Origin of the sequence: Amycolatopsis sp. NBC_01488, assembly GCF_036227105.1 — a bacterium.
Lineage (GTDB): Bacteria > Actinomycetota > Actinomycetes > Mycobacteriales > Pseudonocardiaceae > Amycolatopsis.
This window is the reverse complement of the sequence record NZ_CP109434.1, coordinates 3,296,117-3,310,570: the sequence shown is the minus strand read 5'-3', so window position 1 is coordinate 3,310,570 and position 14,454 is coordinate 3,296,117. Positions and strand designations below refer to the sequence as shown.

The following is a 14,454-nucleotide window of genomic DNA, read 5'->3' as shown; positions in this document are numbered from 1 at the left end:
GTACTGTCATATCCGGGACTCCGTCCCGGGCCGGGGGCTCCGCCACCCGGAACCCCCGCAAGACATGTGTTTGGAGGACGACGATGCCCGCCGAACGCCTGCTGCCGGATTCGGACGCCGAAGCTCTGGTCGCGCTGGCTCGCGAGATCGCCCGCGACGAGCTGGCCCCGCGTGCGGCGGCGGCGGAGGAGGCCGAGCAGTTCCCGCGCGAGCAGTTCCGCCTGCTGGGCAAGTCCGGCCTGCTGGGCCTGCCGTACGCCGAGCGCTGGGGCGGCGGCGAGGTGCCGTACGAGGTGTACCTGCAGGTCCTGGAGGAGATCGCGACGGCGTGGATGACGGTCGGCGTCGGCCTGTCGGTGCACACGATGTCCTGCTACGCGCTTTCGGAGTACGGCACCGACGAACAACGCGACGAGTGGCTGCCGGACATGCTGGAAGGCTCGCTCTTGGGGGCGTACGCGCTCTCGGAGACGCAGGCGGGCTCGGACGCGGCCGCTTTGTCGACACGTGCGCGTCTCGACGGTTCGGACTACGTCGTCGACGGCACGAAGGCGTGGATCACGCACGCGGGCGTGGCGGACTTCTACACGACGATGGTCCGCACAGGCGCGGACGAGATCTCGTGCCTGCTGGTCCCCTCTCCGACCGACGGCCTCTCCGCGGCACCGCGCGAACGCAAGATGGGCCTGACGGGCTCCCCGACGGCCCAGCTGATCTTCGACGGCGCCCGCGTCCCGGCTTCGCGGCTGGTGGGCCCCGCGGGAGCGGGCATGCGGATCGCGCTGTCGTCGCTGAATTCCGGGCGGCTGGGGATCGCGGCGTGCGCGGTGGGCCTCGCACAGGCGGCTTTGGACGAGGCGGTGGCGTACGCGAAGGGACGCTCGCAGTTCGGGCGCCCGATCATCGACTTCCAGGGCATCGAGTTCCTCCTGGCCGACATGGCGGCGATCGTCGAGTCTTCCCGGGCTTGCTACCTGGAGGCAGCCCGACGGCGTGACCGCGGGCTGCCGTTCCAGCGGCAGGCGTCGATCGCGAAGCTGGTCGCGACCGACGGCGCGATGAAGGTGACCACGGACGCGGTCCAGGTCCTCGGCGGGGCCGGGTACACGCGTGACTTCCCGGTGGAGCGCTACATGCGCGAGGCGAAGGTGCCGCAGATCTTCGAGGGCACGAACCAGATCCAGCGGCTCGTCATCGCCCGTGAGCTGAAGAAGGCCTGAAACTCGTTTCCCAGACGCGCATCGTCCACCTCCCTTCCTGTCCCGCACGGGTGCGGCCGGCGGTGAGCCGGCCGCACCCGTGCCCCCTCGGTCCGGTCGGGCTAGCGGTTGTCGCCGTCCTGCGGTATCGACGCCGGCACGGCCGGGCTCACCCGGGCGATGTCGCCGCTCAGCACCCACGCGCGCTGGCTGGGCGCGAAACGGGGCGAAAGCAGGCCGTCGTTGATCTCCCGGGTCACCGCGACGCGGTTGTACGCGGTCGCGGGCAGGAACAGCCGGTCGTTGGACTGGCCGCCGTCGGACGTGCCCTCGAGGTCCGCCTCGACGGCGTCGACGATGCCGTCGCGGTTGCCGTCGACCCGCGCGACCTCGGCCGCGTAGGCGTCGAAGATCCGCTGGCTCAGGTTGTGCTCGTACGGCTCGAAGGACGCGGTCCGCAGGTAGACGTCCAGCATCACTTCGTTGCCCAGGCCGCTCGGGACGAACCGGAGCCGTTTCTCCTTGTGGTCGTCGTTGTTCGGCATCGGGCGGTCCGGGTCTTCCGGGCTCGTGTTGAGCAGCCGGTCCGGGTCACGCGGGATGTTCGGGTTGTCGCCGTCGACCTGCGGCTTGTTCTTCACGCCCGCGGGACCCGAGCCGGGCACGATCGACGACAGCGCGCCGATCTTGCCCTTCTCGAACGTGCCGGGCATCCCACCGGTGAACGGCAGCTCGTACGCGGGCGGCACCCAGTTCGTGTACTGGTTGAGCTCCCAGTACGAGTGGAGGTCGCTCTGCTGCGCGGCGTTGTAGGCGCCCAGCGACAGCTGGATCGGCACGAGGTTGGACACCTTGTCCGGCCAGTGGTCGTTCGCGGACGGTTCGCGTGGCGCCTTGCCGTCGGTGGTGAAGACCGCACCCGGTTTGTTGTGGTGGTCCCCCGTCTTCGCCAGCGCCGCGGCGTCCGCGGCGGTGATCGTGCCGAAGGCGGCGTGCCCGTCGGTGCGCGGCGCGGCGACGTCCGGCACCGTCACGTCGTGGATCAGCCAGCCCTCGTACCAGCCAGACTCGTTGTTGATGACGAACAGCCCCGAGATGTCGGTGAACATGTCGACGAACGAACCGGGGTCGTTCGGATCGGTCGGCAGCCCGGGCTTGGGCTCGACGACCACCCGCAGCCCGCCCAGCGTGGGCAGGTCGTGGTTCGGCCCGGTGGCCGTCGGCGCGACCCCGTCGTTGATCCCCGGAATGGTCGTCGTGAACACATTCGGTTGGAAATTCTTGGTGTCCAGCAGGTAGTACTGGAATAACCGACTCGGTGTCGGCGCTTCGGAAAACGCGGTCATCGGCGGAAAGGTCGACGGCCGGCCGGCCAGCAACGCCAGGCGATCTTTCAGTGGCTGCGGCAGAAAGCGGATGTCGCCCCGGTCGGTAAAACCGCCTCCCTGCTGCGTAACGGCTTCGGCTCCGCCGGACAACGCGGCGGTCGCCCCCAGCGTCAATGCCGCGGCCACCGCGGTCGCGGCCTTGCGCTTGCTCATCATGATTGCTCCTCGCATGAAACGGGCAGTCCCCGCGCTCGCCGGCAGGGGCGCGGAGGAGAAATCAAGGTGGCCCCTCGCCGAAAGGTATGCACCCGGGTTACATCACCCGCGTCCTCGCGGCCGGCGGGTTCGCCGGGTATCGTCGGAACATCGGAACCAGCGATGTGGAGTCCCGATGGAGGGGAAGTCCGAACCGGACTGGGAAACCGTTTACCGAGAGAATGTCGTCTGGGTTTACCGGCTGATGCTGAAAAAGGTGGGAAACCCCGCGGACGCCGAGGATCTCACCGGCGAAGTCTTCCTCGCCGTGTTGAAACCGTTGCGCGCGAGCGCGAACGCGGCGGAGGTCCGCGCCTACCTGCTGGCGACCGCGCGCACCGTGCTCGCCGCGCACTGGCGGCGCTTGTTCGGGCGCGAGATCACCACGATCGGTCTCGACGAAACGACGGAAATACCCGACAGCAGCCACCGGACGACGAACGGTTCGGCGATTCTGGCGACGGACCGGCGGGTCGCCGCGATACTCGCCGAATTGCCCGAGCGCGCGCGGAAGGTCCTGCAACTACGATTCCTGGAGTCCTACTCGCTGCAAGACGCCGCCGAAGAGCTGGGAGTCAGCCTGGCCAACGTCAAGGTGATCCAGCACCGGGCCCTGCGGCTCGCCGCCCAAGCAGCGGCACGGATCGAGGAGCAGGCATGAACGACGTGGACCGCTTCGCCGACAGCCTCCTCGGGCAGCGCACGCCCGAACCGTTCCGGCCGGACGACGAGCAGGTCGCCCAGATGCGCGCGGCCATCGAGTTGCAGGCGGCCCGGCTCGGCGCGGCCGACGCGCTGCCGGACGAGGACTTCGTCGCCCGCCTCGGCCGCGAACTGGCGGCCGGGCGCACGCCGCCGTCCGCCACGCCCCCGTCCGCCACGCCCCCGTCCGCCACGCCACTGGGCCGGCGCCGCGTGGTCCGGACGGCCGGGATCGCCGCCGCCTCCCTCGCGGCGGGCGTCGGAATCGACCGCCTGGTCCGCGGCCCGGCCACGACCACCCCGCAGCAGCAGGAACCGGGCGGCGAGTGGCGGACGGTGGCGGCGAGCAAGGACGTCCCGGACGGCGGCCTGCGCGAGTTCGAGCTGGACACCGTGACCGGCTTCGTCCAGCGGACTCCGGAGGGCCTGCAGGCCGTGTCCTCGACGTGCACCCACCTGGGCTGCCGCCTGCGCCTGGCGGACCCCGAACGGCAGCTGGTCTGCCCGTGCCACGGCGCGACCTTCGCGCTGACCGGCGAGGTAGTGCGCTACGACCTCCCGGTGGAGATCCCGCCGCTGCCGGTGTACGAAGCCCGCGACCAGGACGGCGACGTCCAGATCTACACGCCCTTCAAGCGGGCGTGACAATCGGACGGCACGCCGGAACCGCCCGGTAACCGGCGTGCCGTCCGAAACTCAGCGGGTCTCGCGGTACCGGCGGTCCTTCGACACGCCTTCGCCCAGAGACTCGTCGAAGTGATACACCTCGTCGCCCCGGATGAACACGCGCAGCGCCCGGTTCATCACATCGAGTGGATCACCCGACCACAGCACGACGTCCGCGTCCAGGCCCGGCTTCAACGAGCCGATCTGCCCGTCCAGACCCAGCATCGACGCCGGGTTCACCGTCAGCGACCGCAGCGCCGTCACCGGGTCGAGGCCGTCCTTCACCGCCAAGGCCGCCTGGTAGACCAGGAAGTTGATCGGGATCACCGGGTGGTCCGTGGTGATCGCGATCCGCACGCCCGCGCGGGCCAGGATGCCCGCCGAACGCAGCGTGCGGTTGCGCAGCTCCACCTTGGACTTCGTGGTGAACAGCGGGCCCAGGATCACCGGCACGTCGCGCGCAGCGAGCAGGTCCGCGATCAGGTGGCCCTCGGTGCCGTGGTTGATCACCAGCTTGTAGCCGAACTCGTCGGCCAGCCGCAGCGCCGTCACGATGTCGTCCGCGCGGTGGACGTGCTGGTCCCAGTACAGCTCGCCGTCGAGGACCTTCGACAGCGTCTCCAGCGTCAGGTCGACCTCGTGCGGCTTGCCCTCGGACTCCGCGTGCGCGCGCTTCGCCTGGTAGTTGCGCGCCTTGGTGAACGCCTCGCGCAGGATCGCCGCGACACCCAGGCGGGTCGACGGCGTCTGCTTCTTGTCGCCGTACACGCGCTTCGGGTTCTCGCCGAGCGCGCTCTTCACGCTGACGTGCTCCGCGAAGACCATGTCGAGGATGCTGCGGCCCCACGTCTTGACACCGATCGTCTGGCCGCCGATCGGGTTGCCCGACCCGGGCTTGATCACGACGCTCGTGACGCCGCCGGCCAGCGCGTCGTCGAAGCCGGGCTCGTACGGGTCGATGCCGTCGATGGCGCGGAAGCGGGCGCCGTTCGGGTCGGTCATCTCGTTCGTGTCGTTGCCGGCCCAGCCTTCGCCGTCCTCGTGGACGCCGAGGTGGGCGTGGGCGTCGATGAAGCCGGGCAGCACCCAGGTGCCGGCCGCGTCGACCAGTTCGGCGTCCTCCGGGATGTCGACGTCGGCCTCGGTGCCGACCGCGACGATCTTCCCGTCGTCGATCAGGACCGTGCCGCCTTCGATGGGATCACCGTCGATGGGGACGACATGGCCCCCGACAATTGCCTTCGCCATAGTTCGCCACGCTAACGAACTCACCTGAGCGCCCGCACGCGGGCCTTCTCGAAGTGCACCAGCTCGTGGTTGTTCTCCGGTGTCCGATGGGTCTCGCGGTAGCCGTGCTTGGCGTACAGGTGCAGCGGGCCGACGCTCTTCGACCCCGTGAACAGCCGAAACACCGTCACCTGCGACGGCGCCGCGGCCTCCGCCGCCCGCAGCAGGCCGCCGCCGAGGCCGAACCCCTGCCGGTCGGGCGCGACGACCAGCCGGCCGATCACGCCGACCTCGCCGGTCACCGTCAGCCGCACCGACGCGACCAGCCGCCCCGACTCGCGGATCCCCCACGACAGACCCGCGAGCGCCGCCCGCGTCTCCTCGAGGGTTTCCAGCAGCGGCGGCAGGTCCCAGTCGTCGTGCGCGCGGGCCTCGGTGACGTACGCCGCGCGTTGCAGCGTCAGCACTTCGCCCGCGTCGGCGACGCCCAGCCGCTTCACCGGACCCGGATGCCCCAGCTGCCCGACCACGACGCCGCCGGCTCCAGCTCGATCAGGTCGGTGCCGGTGTTGAGCGCGTCGGCGGGGCACGTCATCGGCTCGATCGCGACGGCCCGGCCGCGGCCGACCAGGTCGTCCGGCGTGAACACCTGCGCCCAGCGGAAGTCCGGGCCGGTCCAGACGACGAGTTGCTGCTCCTCGTGGGACAGGACGATGTGGTGCCGGCCGTCTTCGGCCGCGGCGAGCCCGCCGAACGCGGTGTCCAGGTCGACGCCGGCCAGGAGCCGCCCGCCGCGAAAGTCGTAGTCCGTGCCTTCGACGTCCTGCTCCTCGGCGTAGGGCATCTGCTCGTCGGGGCGGGACGGCCGGACGCGGCTCGCCGGCAGCGTGAGGGTCAGCTCGTCGGTCGGGACGTCGCCGATCCGGAAGTACGGGTGCGTGCCGACGCCGACGCCGATCGGCTGCTCGCCCTCGTTGCGGATCTCGTGGGTGACGGTCAGTTCGCGCGGCGCCAGCTCGTACGTCACGGTCGCCCGCAGCGGCACCGGCCAGCCCGGCTGCACCTCGACGTCGACAGCCAGCGTGATCGACGACTCGGCGTGCTCCAGCAGCTCCCACTCGAGGTGGCGGGTCAGGCCGTGGATGGCGTTGCCGCGCGCCTCCTCGGTGATCTCGAGCTGCTGCTTCTCACCCTGGAACGTCCACTGGCCGCCCTTGGTCCGGTTCGGCCAGGGCAGCAGCACCTGCCCAGCGCCCTTCGGCGGCTTCGCGTCTTCGGGGAATTCCTCGACGTACGGCACTCCGCCGACCTCGAACGCGCGCAGCCCCGCGCCGATCTCGGTGACGACGGCGCGCGCGTTGCCGCGGGTGATCTCGAACTGCTGACCGGTGGGGTTGCCCATGCGACGACCTTACCGAGAAGCAAAGTCACTAGACCGGTCGTCATAGTTTGAGCTACAGTCGGCACCATGGTCCGTCGCACCGACACGCGGCAGCGGATGCTCGACACCGCCGCCGACCTGTTCCAGACCCAGGGCTACCACGCCACCGGCCTCACCCAGCTGACCACGGCCGGGGGCGCGCCGAAGGGGTCGCTCTACTTCCACTTCCCCGGCGGCAAGGAGCAACTCGCCGCCGAAGCCGTCCGGCTCTCGAGCGAACGCACCGGCGCGATGCTCGAAGGGGTCCTGCGGGACGCGCCCGACGCGCCGACCGCGATCGAGTGGGCCGTCGAAGCACTGGCGGTCTTCCTCTCCGAATCGGACTTCCAGCGCGGGTGTCCACTCGCGACGGTCGCGCTCGACGCCGCTGCGGAAAGCGAGCCGATCCGCGAGGCCTGCGCCGACGGCTACGCGTCGTGGCACGACCTCCTGCGAAACTACCTTGCGGGACAACAGCTTTCCGCCGAGCGCGCCGACGAGCTGGCCACCGTCGTGCTCGCCGCGATCGAAGGCGGGCTGCTGCTGGCCCGCACCCGACGCGACCTCGCGCCGCTGCGGGCCGTCGCCACCCACCTGCACGCCACCCTCGACCGGGAGCTGTCCTGATGCGCGTCCACCACCTGAACTGCGGCACCATGCGCCCGCTCGGCGGCGGCCTGGTCGACGGACGGCCGGGCCTGTTCCGGCGCGCCACCATGGTCTGCCACTGCCTGCTGCTCGAGACCGGCACCGGCCTCGTGCTCGTCGAGACCGGCATGGGCACGCCCGCCGCCGTCGACCGGAACGCCTGGCTGGGCGCGGGTTTCGTCCGCCAGTCCAACCCGGTCGAAGACCCGGCGCAGACCGCGATCGCCCAGATCCGCGCGCTCGGCTTCGACCCCGCGGACGTCCGCGACATCGTGCTGACCCACCTCGACCTCGACCACGCCGGGGGGCTCATCGACTTCCCGTGGGCGCGCGTGCACGTCTACGCCGAAGAGCTGCGCGCGTTCACCGAACCGCGGGACGCCGCCGAACGCGGCCGCTACCGCCGGATCCAGTTCGCGCACGGTCCACAGTGGACGTCCTATGCGGACAGCGGAGAGCCGTGGTTCGGCTTCGGCGCCGTCCGGCAGCTCGACGGCCTGCCGCCCGAGATCCTGCTCGTCCCGCTCTCCGGGCACACGCGCGGCCACGCCGGGGTCGCCGTCGACACCGGGAACGGCTGGCTGCTCAACGCCGGCGACTCGTACTTCTTCCACGGGCAGGTCGACGCCACCCCGCACTGCCCGCCCGGCCTGAAGTGGTTCGAGGGCCGCATGGAGACGGTCAAGGGTGCCCGGCTGGACAATCACCGCCGCCTGCGCCAGCTTGTCCAGGAGCACGGCGACGAGGTGACCGTCTTCGCCGCGCACGACGAGACCGAGTTCCTCCGGCTGAGCTCCAGGAGCAGGGTATGAAGGTGCACCACCTGAACTGCGGATCGATGCGACCCGCGGGCGGCAGGCTGCTCGACGGCGAGCCCGGCCTGCTGCGGCGCGCGGAGCTGGTCGCGCACTGCCTGCTGATCGAGACCGGCGACAGCCTGGTGCTGGTCGACACCGGGTTCGGCAGCCAGGGCGTGGCCCGCCCCGGCGAGTGGCTGGGCCGTCCGTTCCTGGCGATGGTCGGCGCCCGGCCCGAGGCCGCCGAGACGGCCGTCGCGCAGATCAAGGCGCTCGGCCTCGACCCGGCGGACGTCCGGCACGTCGTCGCGACGCACCTCGACGTCGACCACGCTGGCGGGCTGGCCGACTTCCCGAACGCCGTCGTGCACGTCCGTTCCGAGGAGCACCGGGCGGCGACCTCGCCGTCGAACGCGGCCGAGAAGAACCGCTATCGGGCTGTGCAATTTGCGCACCGTCCCCTGTGGACCACCTACGACGAGCTGGGCGAGCCGTGGTTCGGCTTCGCGGCCGTCCGGTCGTTGAAGGGCCTGCCGGAGGAGATCCTGCTGGTCCCGCTCACGGGTCACACGCGCGGCCACACGGGTGTCGCGGTCGACACGGGCGACGGCTGGCTCCTGCACGCGGGCGACGCGTACTTCTTCCACGGCCAGCTGGACCCGGTCGCGCCGCACTGCCCGCCCGGCATGACGGCGTTCCAGAACCTCGTCCAGACCGACCGCAAGGCCCGGCTGCACAACCTGGAGCGGCTGCACGAGCTGGCGCGGGCGCACCAGGACGAGGTCAAGGTGTTCTCGGCGCACAGCCCGGTGGAACTGGCGGCCCTGCGCCGGTGAGCGATCAGCTCGCGTCGAGGGCCTTCTTGACCAGCGGGGCCATCTGCTCGGCGGTCATCTTCGCCGGGCCGGTGTAGTTGACCAGGACCGGCGTGCCCGACACCAGCTCGGCCGACGCCAGCGTCGCCGTCTTCTGCTCGTCGACGTAGAAGACCGCGCCGTCCGGGAAGCCCTGGACGTCCGTCGCGCCCGGCTTGCCCTTCTTGATCGACGCGACCATCTCCGCCGGCTTGCCCTGGCGGCCCTCGTAGCGGGTCACCGCCAGCGCGCCGGCCGCCTTGCCGTCGAGCTGGTACTCGCAGCTGCGGGACTTGCCGCCGTTGGCCGAGGTGTCGCGGGACGGGCCCGGGACGGCCTTGAGGTTGTCGAGGGCCAGTGCCTTCGAGACGGCGTCCGCCGGCAGCAGCGCGCACGGGTCGAGGGCCGCCGCCGCGGCGGGGTTCGCGCTCGAACTCGGCTTGGGTGCGGACGACGACGGCTTGTCACCCGAAGAACAGGCAGTCAACGCGGCGAAAGCGACCAAAACGACGGCGAGGGTACGCATGTCCGGCACGATAGTCCGAACGGCCTAAGCGGTCGGCGCCCGGTACCGCCAGAACGCCGGGAGCAGGAACATCGACGCGCACACCGACACGATCACCAGCAGGCCACCGACGCTCGCCGCGGCCGCCGTGCCGAACGCGGCCGCGCCCCAGCCGTGGACGAGGTCGGCGATCCGCGGCCCGCCGGCGACCACGACCGTGAACACGCCCTGGAGGCGGCCGCGCATCTCGTCGGTGGTCGCGACCTGCAGGATCGCCATCCGGTAGACCGCGCTGACCATGTCGGCGGCACCGGCCAGCGCCATGAAGACGACGGCGAGCCACAGCGAGTGCGCGAGCCCGAACGCCGCGACCGCCGCACCCCACGCGCAGATCGCCACGACGACCGCGACGCCCTGGCGGTGGATGCGCGTCAGCCAGCCGGAGAACAGGCCGATCAGCATGGCGCCCGCGGGCAGGGCGGCGTAGAGCCAGCCGAGCGCGGGGCCGCCGCCGGGCGGGTCGCCGAACGTCCGCTCGGCCATCTCCGGGATCAGCGCCCGCGGCATGCCGAAGACCATCGCGATGATGTCGGCGACGAACGAGGCCAGCAGCACCTTCTTCGTCGCGAGGTACTTGAAGCCGTCGACGACGTCGCTGACGCCGGCGCGCCGCGAGGGGCCGTTGAGCGGCGGGAGCGCCGGCAGCCGCCAGACGGCGAGGAGCGTGATCGTGAGGGCGACGACGTCAATCAGGTAGAGCGTCGAGAGGCCGAGGACCGGGATGAGCGCGCCGGCGAGCAGCGGGCCGAAGACGGCGCCGAAGGTCGACATCGTCGAGCTCAGCGCGTTCGCCGACGGCAGCAGCTCGCCGGGCACGAGCCGGGCGACGACGGCGCCGCGCGTCGGCATGTTGATCGCGAAGAGGGCCTGGTTGACGGCCAGCAGGGCGAGGACGAGCCACACCGAGCCGAAGTTCAGGAACGCCTGCAGCCAGAGCAGCGCGGAGGTGATCGCGACGAGCACGTTGGTGACGATGAGCAGCTTCCGCCGATCCACGGCATCGGCGACGGCGCCGCCCCAGAGCCCGAAGATCAGCAGCGGCACGAGCGCGACGAGCCCGGTGAGGCCGACGTAGGCGGAGGACCCGGTGAGGTCGAAGACCTGCTTCGGCACGGCGACGGCGGTCAGCTGCGTGCCGACGGCGGTGACCACAGTGGACAGCCAGAGCCGCCGGAAAGCCGGAATCTTGAGCGGCCGGGTGTCGACGATGATCCGGCCGAGGAGCTTGCGAACGCCCCTCGAACGAGGCGGCAAGGTCTCGGGCTCAGAGGTCACAACCGACGAGTTTAGCTCGGCTAACTATCTCGGGTCGCGTGATTTCCGTCGCCCGGCAGCCCCCGCCCTCCCTGGGGGGCGGCCCCGCTTCCAGCGTATCGGCACCGCCCGACAGAAAGCCGGAAAAGCCGCGGCCGTGACGTGGTTGTCCACATCACGGCCGGGCTGTGCACGAAGCCGGACTCAGGGTGCCACGCGCTCGATGTTCCAGCCGTCGTCATTGCGCACGAACCGCAGCCGGTCGTGCATCCGGTCCTCCCGCCCCTGCCAGAACTCGACCAGGTCAGGCCGGATCCGCCACCCACCCCAGTGCGGCGGGGCGGGGATCTGCTCGACGTCCGCGAACCGGCGCTCGATGCCGTTCAAGGCGTTGTCCAAAGCGCGGCGCCCGTCGACCACCCGCGACTGCGGCGATGCCCACGCACCCAGCTGGGAACCGCGGGGACGCTGGGCCCAGTACTCCGCCGTCTCCTTGACGCCGACCTTCTCGACCTCGCCGCGGACGTGGACCTGGCGGTGCAGCGCGTACCAGGGGAACGTCACCGACGCGTACCTCGTCGCGGTCAGGTCGTGGCTCTTCGCCGACGTGTAGTTCGTGTAGAACACCACGCCGCGCTCGTCGAGGCCCTTGCACAGCACCGTGCGGGACGACGGCCTGCCTTCCGCGTCCGCTGTCGCCAGCACCATCGCGTTCGGTTCGGCGATCCCGGCGGCGACGGCCTGGTTCAGCCAGCCCTGCAGCTGATCGGTCCAGGTGGCCGCCAGCGCGGATTCGTCGAACGCGGCACCGTCGTACGCCACGCGCATTCCGGGCAGGCGAACCACGGCGTCTTCCACCTGATCTTCGATCTCCGGCATCATCGCCAAACCTCCACGCCCGGTCGGGGCATCAGTCGACTTCGGCTCTAGGCACGTTAGGGCCTTCCGAGCTGCGGCGGAACCCACTGAACGGTGACACCCGCCACCCCGGGCCGTAACCGCAGGACAACAAGCCGTAACCCGTGCGTTACCCGCCGGACCAGGATCGATACAGCTCGGCTCTACCTTCGGCGCGTTCCCCACCACCCGGAGGCAGGCATGACCGACACCCTGTCCAACGCGGAAGAAACCGCTCCCCCGAAACGCCGGTACGCCCCGCTCGCGGCGAACGAAAACCGCGAGGACTACTCACTGCGCTTCGCCGCCCATTCGTTCCGGAAATGGTCACCGTTCGTGGTCGCGACGACGGCGCTGGGCGGCATCGCCTACCTCGCCGACTTCGCGATCGGGGCCAGCATCGTCCTCTCCTACGGCTTCACGTCCGGGGTCCTCGCGATCCTCGCCGCGGCCGTCGTCATCTTCGTGACCGGCGTGCCCATCGCGGCCGCTTGCGCGAAGTCCGGAGTGGACATGGACCTGCTGACCCGCGGAGCCGGCTTCGGCTACTTCGGGTCGACGCTGACGTCGCTCGTGTACGCGAGCTTCACCGTCATCTTCTTCTCGCTCGAAGGCTCGATCATGGGCCAGGCCTTCCAGCTGGCCCTCGGCATCCCGCTGCCGATCGGCTACCTGCTGGCGACGCTGATCGTGCTGCCGTTCGCGCTCTACGGCATGGGCGCGGTGGCGAAGATGCAGACCTGGACGCAGCCGCTGTGGATCGCCGGCCTGGTGCTGCCGTTCGTCGTCGTGCTGGTCCGCGAGCCCGGCAAGTTCGCCGAGTTCGCGCACTTCGGCGGTACCGAGGGCGCCGGCTCCGGGTTCTCCGCGATCGGGTTCGGCCTCGGCATGGGCGTCGCGCTGTCGCTGATCGGGCAGATCGGCGAGCAGGCCGACTACCTGCGGTTCATGCCCGAGAAGACGGCGGAGAACAAGCGGTCGTGGTGGGCCGCGGTGCTCGCCGCCGGACCCGGCTGGGTGATCCTGGGCGCTGCGAAGCAGATCGGGGGCGCGCTGCTGGCGTTCCTCGCGCTCGGCGTCGTCGGGAAGACGCACGCGCTCGAACCGATCGCGCCGTACCTCGAAGCGGTGAAGCCCGCGCTCGGCCCGGTGGCGCTGACATTCGCCGCGCTGTTCGTCGTCGTCTCGCAGATCAAGATCAACACGACGAACGCGTACTCGGGGTCGTTGTCGTTCGCGAACTTCTTCTCCCGCGTGCTGCACAAGCACCCCGGCCGCGTCTGGTACGTGCTGGTGAACTGCGGGATCGCGCTCGCGCTGATGGAGTTCGGCGCGTTCGGCTTCCTCAACAAGATCCTGGGCTTCTACTCGAACGTCGCGATCGCGTGGATCGGCGCGGTGTGCGCCGATCTGGTGATCGCGAAGCCGCTCGGGCTCTCGCCGCGCCACATCGAGTTCAAGCGGGCCTACCTGCACAAGATCAACCCGGTCGGGTTCGGCTCGATGGTCGTCGCGTCGGCGGTGTCGATCGTGGCCTACTTCGGCGCGTTCGGTCCGTTCCTGGCGGCGTTCAGCCCGCTGCTCGCGCTGGTCATCGCCGTGGCACTGGTCCCGACGCTCGCCGTCGCGACCCGCGGGAAGTACTACCTGGCACGGGAGAACACCGTCCTCACCCCGGAGGCCGACCTGCGGGCGACGCACACCTGCTCGGTCTGCGGCGACCCGTACGAGCTGCCGGACGTCGCCGACTGCGCGAAGCAGGACGGCCCGATCTGCTCGCTGTGCTGCACGCTCGACAACAGCTGCCACGACATGTGCCAGACGACCGGCCCGGTTTCGCTGGGTCTGCCGACGCCGCGGCAGGGATGAGGTCCGTGAGGGCCTCCTCGACGGCGTCCGCTGACGGCGAGGAGGCCCTCACGTTCGCCGGGCTCCCCCCTGTGCCCCCGCCCGGCTCGACTCTTCCACGCCGGAAGGGCCGCCGGGGTTGCCGGGCAGTTCCAAGATCTTTTCCGGTCGCGTGATGGCCGCCAGCATCATCGCGCGGAATTCGGCGCCCACCTCTTCGACCGGCAGTGGCGGGTCGTGCGCCTGCCATTCGCGCAGCAGCCCGGTACCCGCGCCGACCAGGGCGATCGCCGTCAGCCGGTAGTCCCGCACCGGCAAGACGCCGTGCTCCGCGGCGCGGCTCGCCTCGGCGGCGATGAAGTTCGCCCAGCGATCGACCCACACCTGGTGCTGCGCCTCCAGTTCGGCGCTGACGCCGACCGCTTCGACGTAGGTGAGGCGCGGCATCCGGGGATCCGCGGTGACCGTCGCGATGAAGACGTCCAGCAGCGTCGAGATGCGGGTGAGCGCGTCGGCGTCGGCGACCTTGTCGAGCTCCGCGGTCACGTGCGCGAGCGCCAGGCTGTTGATCTGGTCGTGGAGGGTGCGGAGCACGTCCTCCTTGCCGCTGAACTCCTCGTAGAAGTTGCGCGTCGACACGCCGGCGCGGGCACACACCTCGGTGATCTTCGTGTGCCGGAAACCGGTGGAGGTGAACAGCTCGAGGCCGGCCACGAGCAGCCGCTGCCGGCGGTCGGCGCGGCGCTGCTCGGGCGCGACGCCGCCGTACGTGCGAGCCACCGGTTCGCTCCTCC

At 70.7% G+C, this 14,454-nt stretch carries 15 protein-coding genes; 7 read left to right on the top strand and 8 right to left on the bottom strand.

Features of this window, described 5'->3' with window-relative positions; all coding sequences use genetic code 11:
• Positions 1–83: 83 nt before the first annotated feature.
• Complete coding sequence (locus OG738_RS16080) at positions 84–1,220, top strand: acyl-CoA dehydrogenase family protein (protein WP_329054791.1); 1,137 nt, start codon at positions 84–86, stop codon at positions 1,218–1,220.
• A 101-nt stretch (positions 1,221–1,321) separates the two neighbouring features.
• On the opposite strand, the gene OG738_RS16075 is transcribed toward OG738_RS16080, so the two are convergent.
• Entirely contained in the window at positions 1,322–2,740 is a 1,419-nt protein-coding gene (locus OG738_RS16075; protein WP_329054789.1) for a hypothetical protein, read from the bottom strand.
• A gap of 178 nt (positions 2,741–2,918) precedes the next feature.
• On the opposite strand from OG738_RS16075, the gene OG738_RS16070 reads away from it, so the two are divergent.
• Both OG738_RS16070 and OG738_RS16065 read left to right on the top strand, forming a co-directional pair.
• Positions 2,919–3,443 carry an RNA polymerase sigma factor gene (locus OG738_RS16070; protein WP_329054787.1) on the top strand — a complete coding sequence of 175 codons (525 nt, stop codon included), beginning with the start codon at positions 2,919–2,921 and terminating at the stop codon, positions 3,441–3,443.
• Entirely contained in the window at positions 3,440–4,129 is a 690-nt protein-coding gene (locus OG738_RS16065; protein WP_329054785.1) for a Rieske (2Fe-2S) protein, read from the top strand. Before OG738_RS16070 ends, OG738_RS16065 begins: the two co-directional genes overlap by 4 nt.
• Before the next feature lie 51 nt (positions 4,130–4,180).
• Here the strand turns inward: OG738_RS16065 and OG738_RS16060 are convergent, their stop codons facing one another.
• Genes OG738_RS16060 through OG738_RS16050 form a run of 3 tightly spaced genes read right to left on the bottom strand, consistent with a single transcriptional unit; the run spans position 4,181 to position 6,779 of the window.
• Complete coding sequence (locus OG738_RS16060) at positions 4,181–5,398, bottom strand: amidohydrolase (RefSeq protein ID WP_329054783.1); 1,218 nt, start codon at positions 5,396–5,398, stop codon at positions 4,181–4,183.
• A gap of 20 nt (positions 5,399–5,418) precedes the next feature.
• Complete coding sequence (locus OG738_RS16055) at positions 5,419–5,907, bottom strand: GNAT family N-acetyltransferase (RefSeq protein WP_329054781.1); 489 nt, start codon at positions 5,905–5,907, stop codon at positions 5,419–5,421.
• Positions 5,874–6,779: an aldose 1-epimerase family protein gene (locus OG738_RS16050; RefSeq protein ID WP_329054778.1), complete on the bottom strand. Its 906-nt coding sequence runs from the start codon at positions 6,777–6,779 to the stop codon at positions 5,874–5,876. The genes OG738_RS16055 and OG738_RS16050 overlap by 34 nt, the downstream gene beginning before the upstream one ends.
• Positions 6,780–6,845: 66 nt before the next feature.
• Here OG738_RS16050 and OG738_RS16045 point away from each other — a divergent pair, with 66 nt between their 5' ends.
• The 3 genes from OG738_RS16045 to OG738_RS16035 are packed head-to-tail and all read left to right on the top strand — an operon-like array spanning position 6,846 to position 9,078.
• Positions 6,846–7,424 carry a TetR/AcrR family transcriptional regulator gene (locus tag OG738_RS16045; RefSeq protein ID WP_329054776.1) on the top strand — a complete coding sequence of 193 codons (579 nt, stop codon included), beginning with the start codon at positions 6,846–6,848 and terminating at the stop codon, positions 7,422–7,424.
• Positions 7,424–8,257, top strand: a complete 834-nt coding sequence (locus OG738_RS16040; protein ID WP_329054773.1) for an MBL fold metallo-hydrolase — start codon at positions 7,424–7,426, stop codon at positions 8,255–8,257. Before OG738_RS16045 ends, OG738_RS16040 begins: the two co-directional genes overlap by 1 nt.
• Positions 8,254–9,078, top strand: coding sequence for an MBL fold metallo-hydrolase (locus OG738_RS16035; RefSeq protein ID WP_329054772.1), 825 nt, complete (start codon positions 8,254–8,256; stop codon positions 9,076–9,078). Before OG738_RS16040 ends, OG738_RS16035 begins: the two co-directional genes overlap by 4 nt.
• A gap of 4 nt (positions 9,079–9,082) precedes the next feature.
• Here the strand turns inward: OG738_RS16035 and OG738_RS16030 are convergent, their stop codons facing one another.
• The 3 genes from OG738_RS16030 to pdxH form a co-directional block, all read right to left on the bottom strand.
• Positions 9,083–9,622: a DUF3558 family protein gene (locus OG738_RS16030; protein ID WP_329054770.1), complete on the bottom strand. Its 540-nt coding sequence runs from the start codon at positions 9,620–9,622 to the stop codon at positions 9,083–9,085.
• A gap of 24 nt (positions 9,623–9,646) precedes the next feature.
• A complete protein-coding gene (locus OG738_RS16025) occupies positions 9,647–10,915 on the bottom strand; it encodes an MFS transporter (RefSeq protein ID WP_329056718.1) in 1,269 nt (422 codons plus the stop codon).
• A gap of 204 nt (positions 10,916–11,119) precedes the next feature.
• On the bottom strand, positions 11,120–11,797 hold the full coding sequence (gene pdxH, locus OG738_RS16020; RefSeq protein WP_329054768.1) for a pyridoxamine 5'-phosphate oxidase: 678 nt from the start codon (positions 11,795–11,797) through the stop codon (positions 11,120–11,122).
• A 216-nt stretch (positions 11,798–12,013) separates the two neighbouring features.
• Here pdxH and OG738_RS16015 point away from each other — a divergent pair, with 216 nt between their 5' ends.
• Positions 12,014–13,681: a purine-cytosine permease family protein gene (locus OG738_RS16015; RefSeq protein WP_329054766.1), complete on the top strand. Its 1,668-nt coding sequence runs from the start codon at positions 12,014–12,016 to the stop codon at positions 13,679–13,681.
• A gap of 48 nt (positions 13,682–13,729) precedes the next feature.
• Here OG738_RS16015 and OG738_RS16010 read toward each other — a convergent pair whose 3' ends face one another.
• On the bottom strand, positions 13,730–14,440 hold the full coding sequence (locus OG738_RS16010; RefSeq protein WP_329054764.1) for a TetR/AcrR family transcriptional regulator: 711 nt from the start codon (positions 14,438–14,440) through the stop codon (positions 13,730–13,732).
• Between the last annotated feature and the right edge of the window lie 14 nt (positions 14,441–14,454).

Excerpts from the sequence above, each read along its gene's own strand:
- OG738_RS16080 (WP_329054791.1), top strand. The coding sequence starts at position 84 with ATGCCCGCCGAACGCCTGCTGCCGGATTCGGACGCCGAAGCTCTGGTC.
- OG738_RS16075 (WP_329054789.1), bottom strand. The coding sequence starts at position 2,740 with ATGAGCAAGCGCAAGGCCGCGACCGCGGTGGCCGCGGCATTGACGCTG.
- OG738_RS16070 (WP_329054787.1), top strand. The coding sequence starts at position 2,919 with ATGGAGGGGAAGTCCGAACCGGACTGGGAAACCGTTTACCGAGAGAAT.
- OG738_RS16065 (WP_329054785.1), top strand. The coding sequence starts at position 3,440 with ATGAACGACGTGGACCGCTTCGCCGACAGCCTCCTCGGGCAGCGCACG.
- OG738_RS16060 (WP_329054783.1), bottom strand. The coding sequence starts at position 5,398 with ATGGCGAAGGCAATTGTCGGGGGCCATGTCGTCCCCATCGACGGTGAT.
- OG738_RS16050 (WP_329054778.1), bottom strand. The coding sequence starts at position 6,779 with ATGGGCAACCCCACCGGTCAGCAGTTCGAGATCACCCGCGGCAACGCG.
- OG738_RS16045 (WP_329054776.1), top strand. The coding sequence starts at position 6,846 with ATGGTCCGTCGCACCGACACGCGGCAGCGGATGCTCGACACCGCCGCC.
- OG738_RS16040 (WP_329054773.1), top strand. The coding sequence starts at position 7,424 with ATGCGCGTCCACCACCTGAACTGCGGCACCATGCGCCCGCTCGGCGGC.
- OG738_RS16035 (WP_329054772.1), top strand. The coding sequence starts at position 8,254 with ATGAAGGTGCACCACCTGAACTGCGGATCGATGCGACCCGCGGGCGGC.
- OG738_RS16030 (WP_329054770.1), bottom strand. The coding sequence starts at position 9,622 with ATGCGTACCCTCGCCGTCGTTTTGGTCGCTTTCGCCGCGTTGACTGCC.
- pdxH (WP_329054768.1), bottom strand. The coding sequence starts at position 11,797 with ATGATGCCGGAGATCGAAGATCAGGTGGAAGACGCCGTGGTTCGCCTG.
- OG738_RS16015 (WP_329054766.1), top strand. The coding sequence starts at position 12,014 with ATGACCGACACCCTGTCCAACGCGGAAGAAACCGCTCCCCCGAAACGC.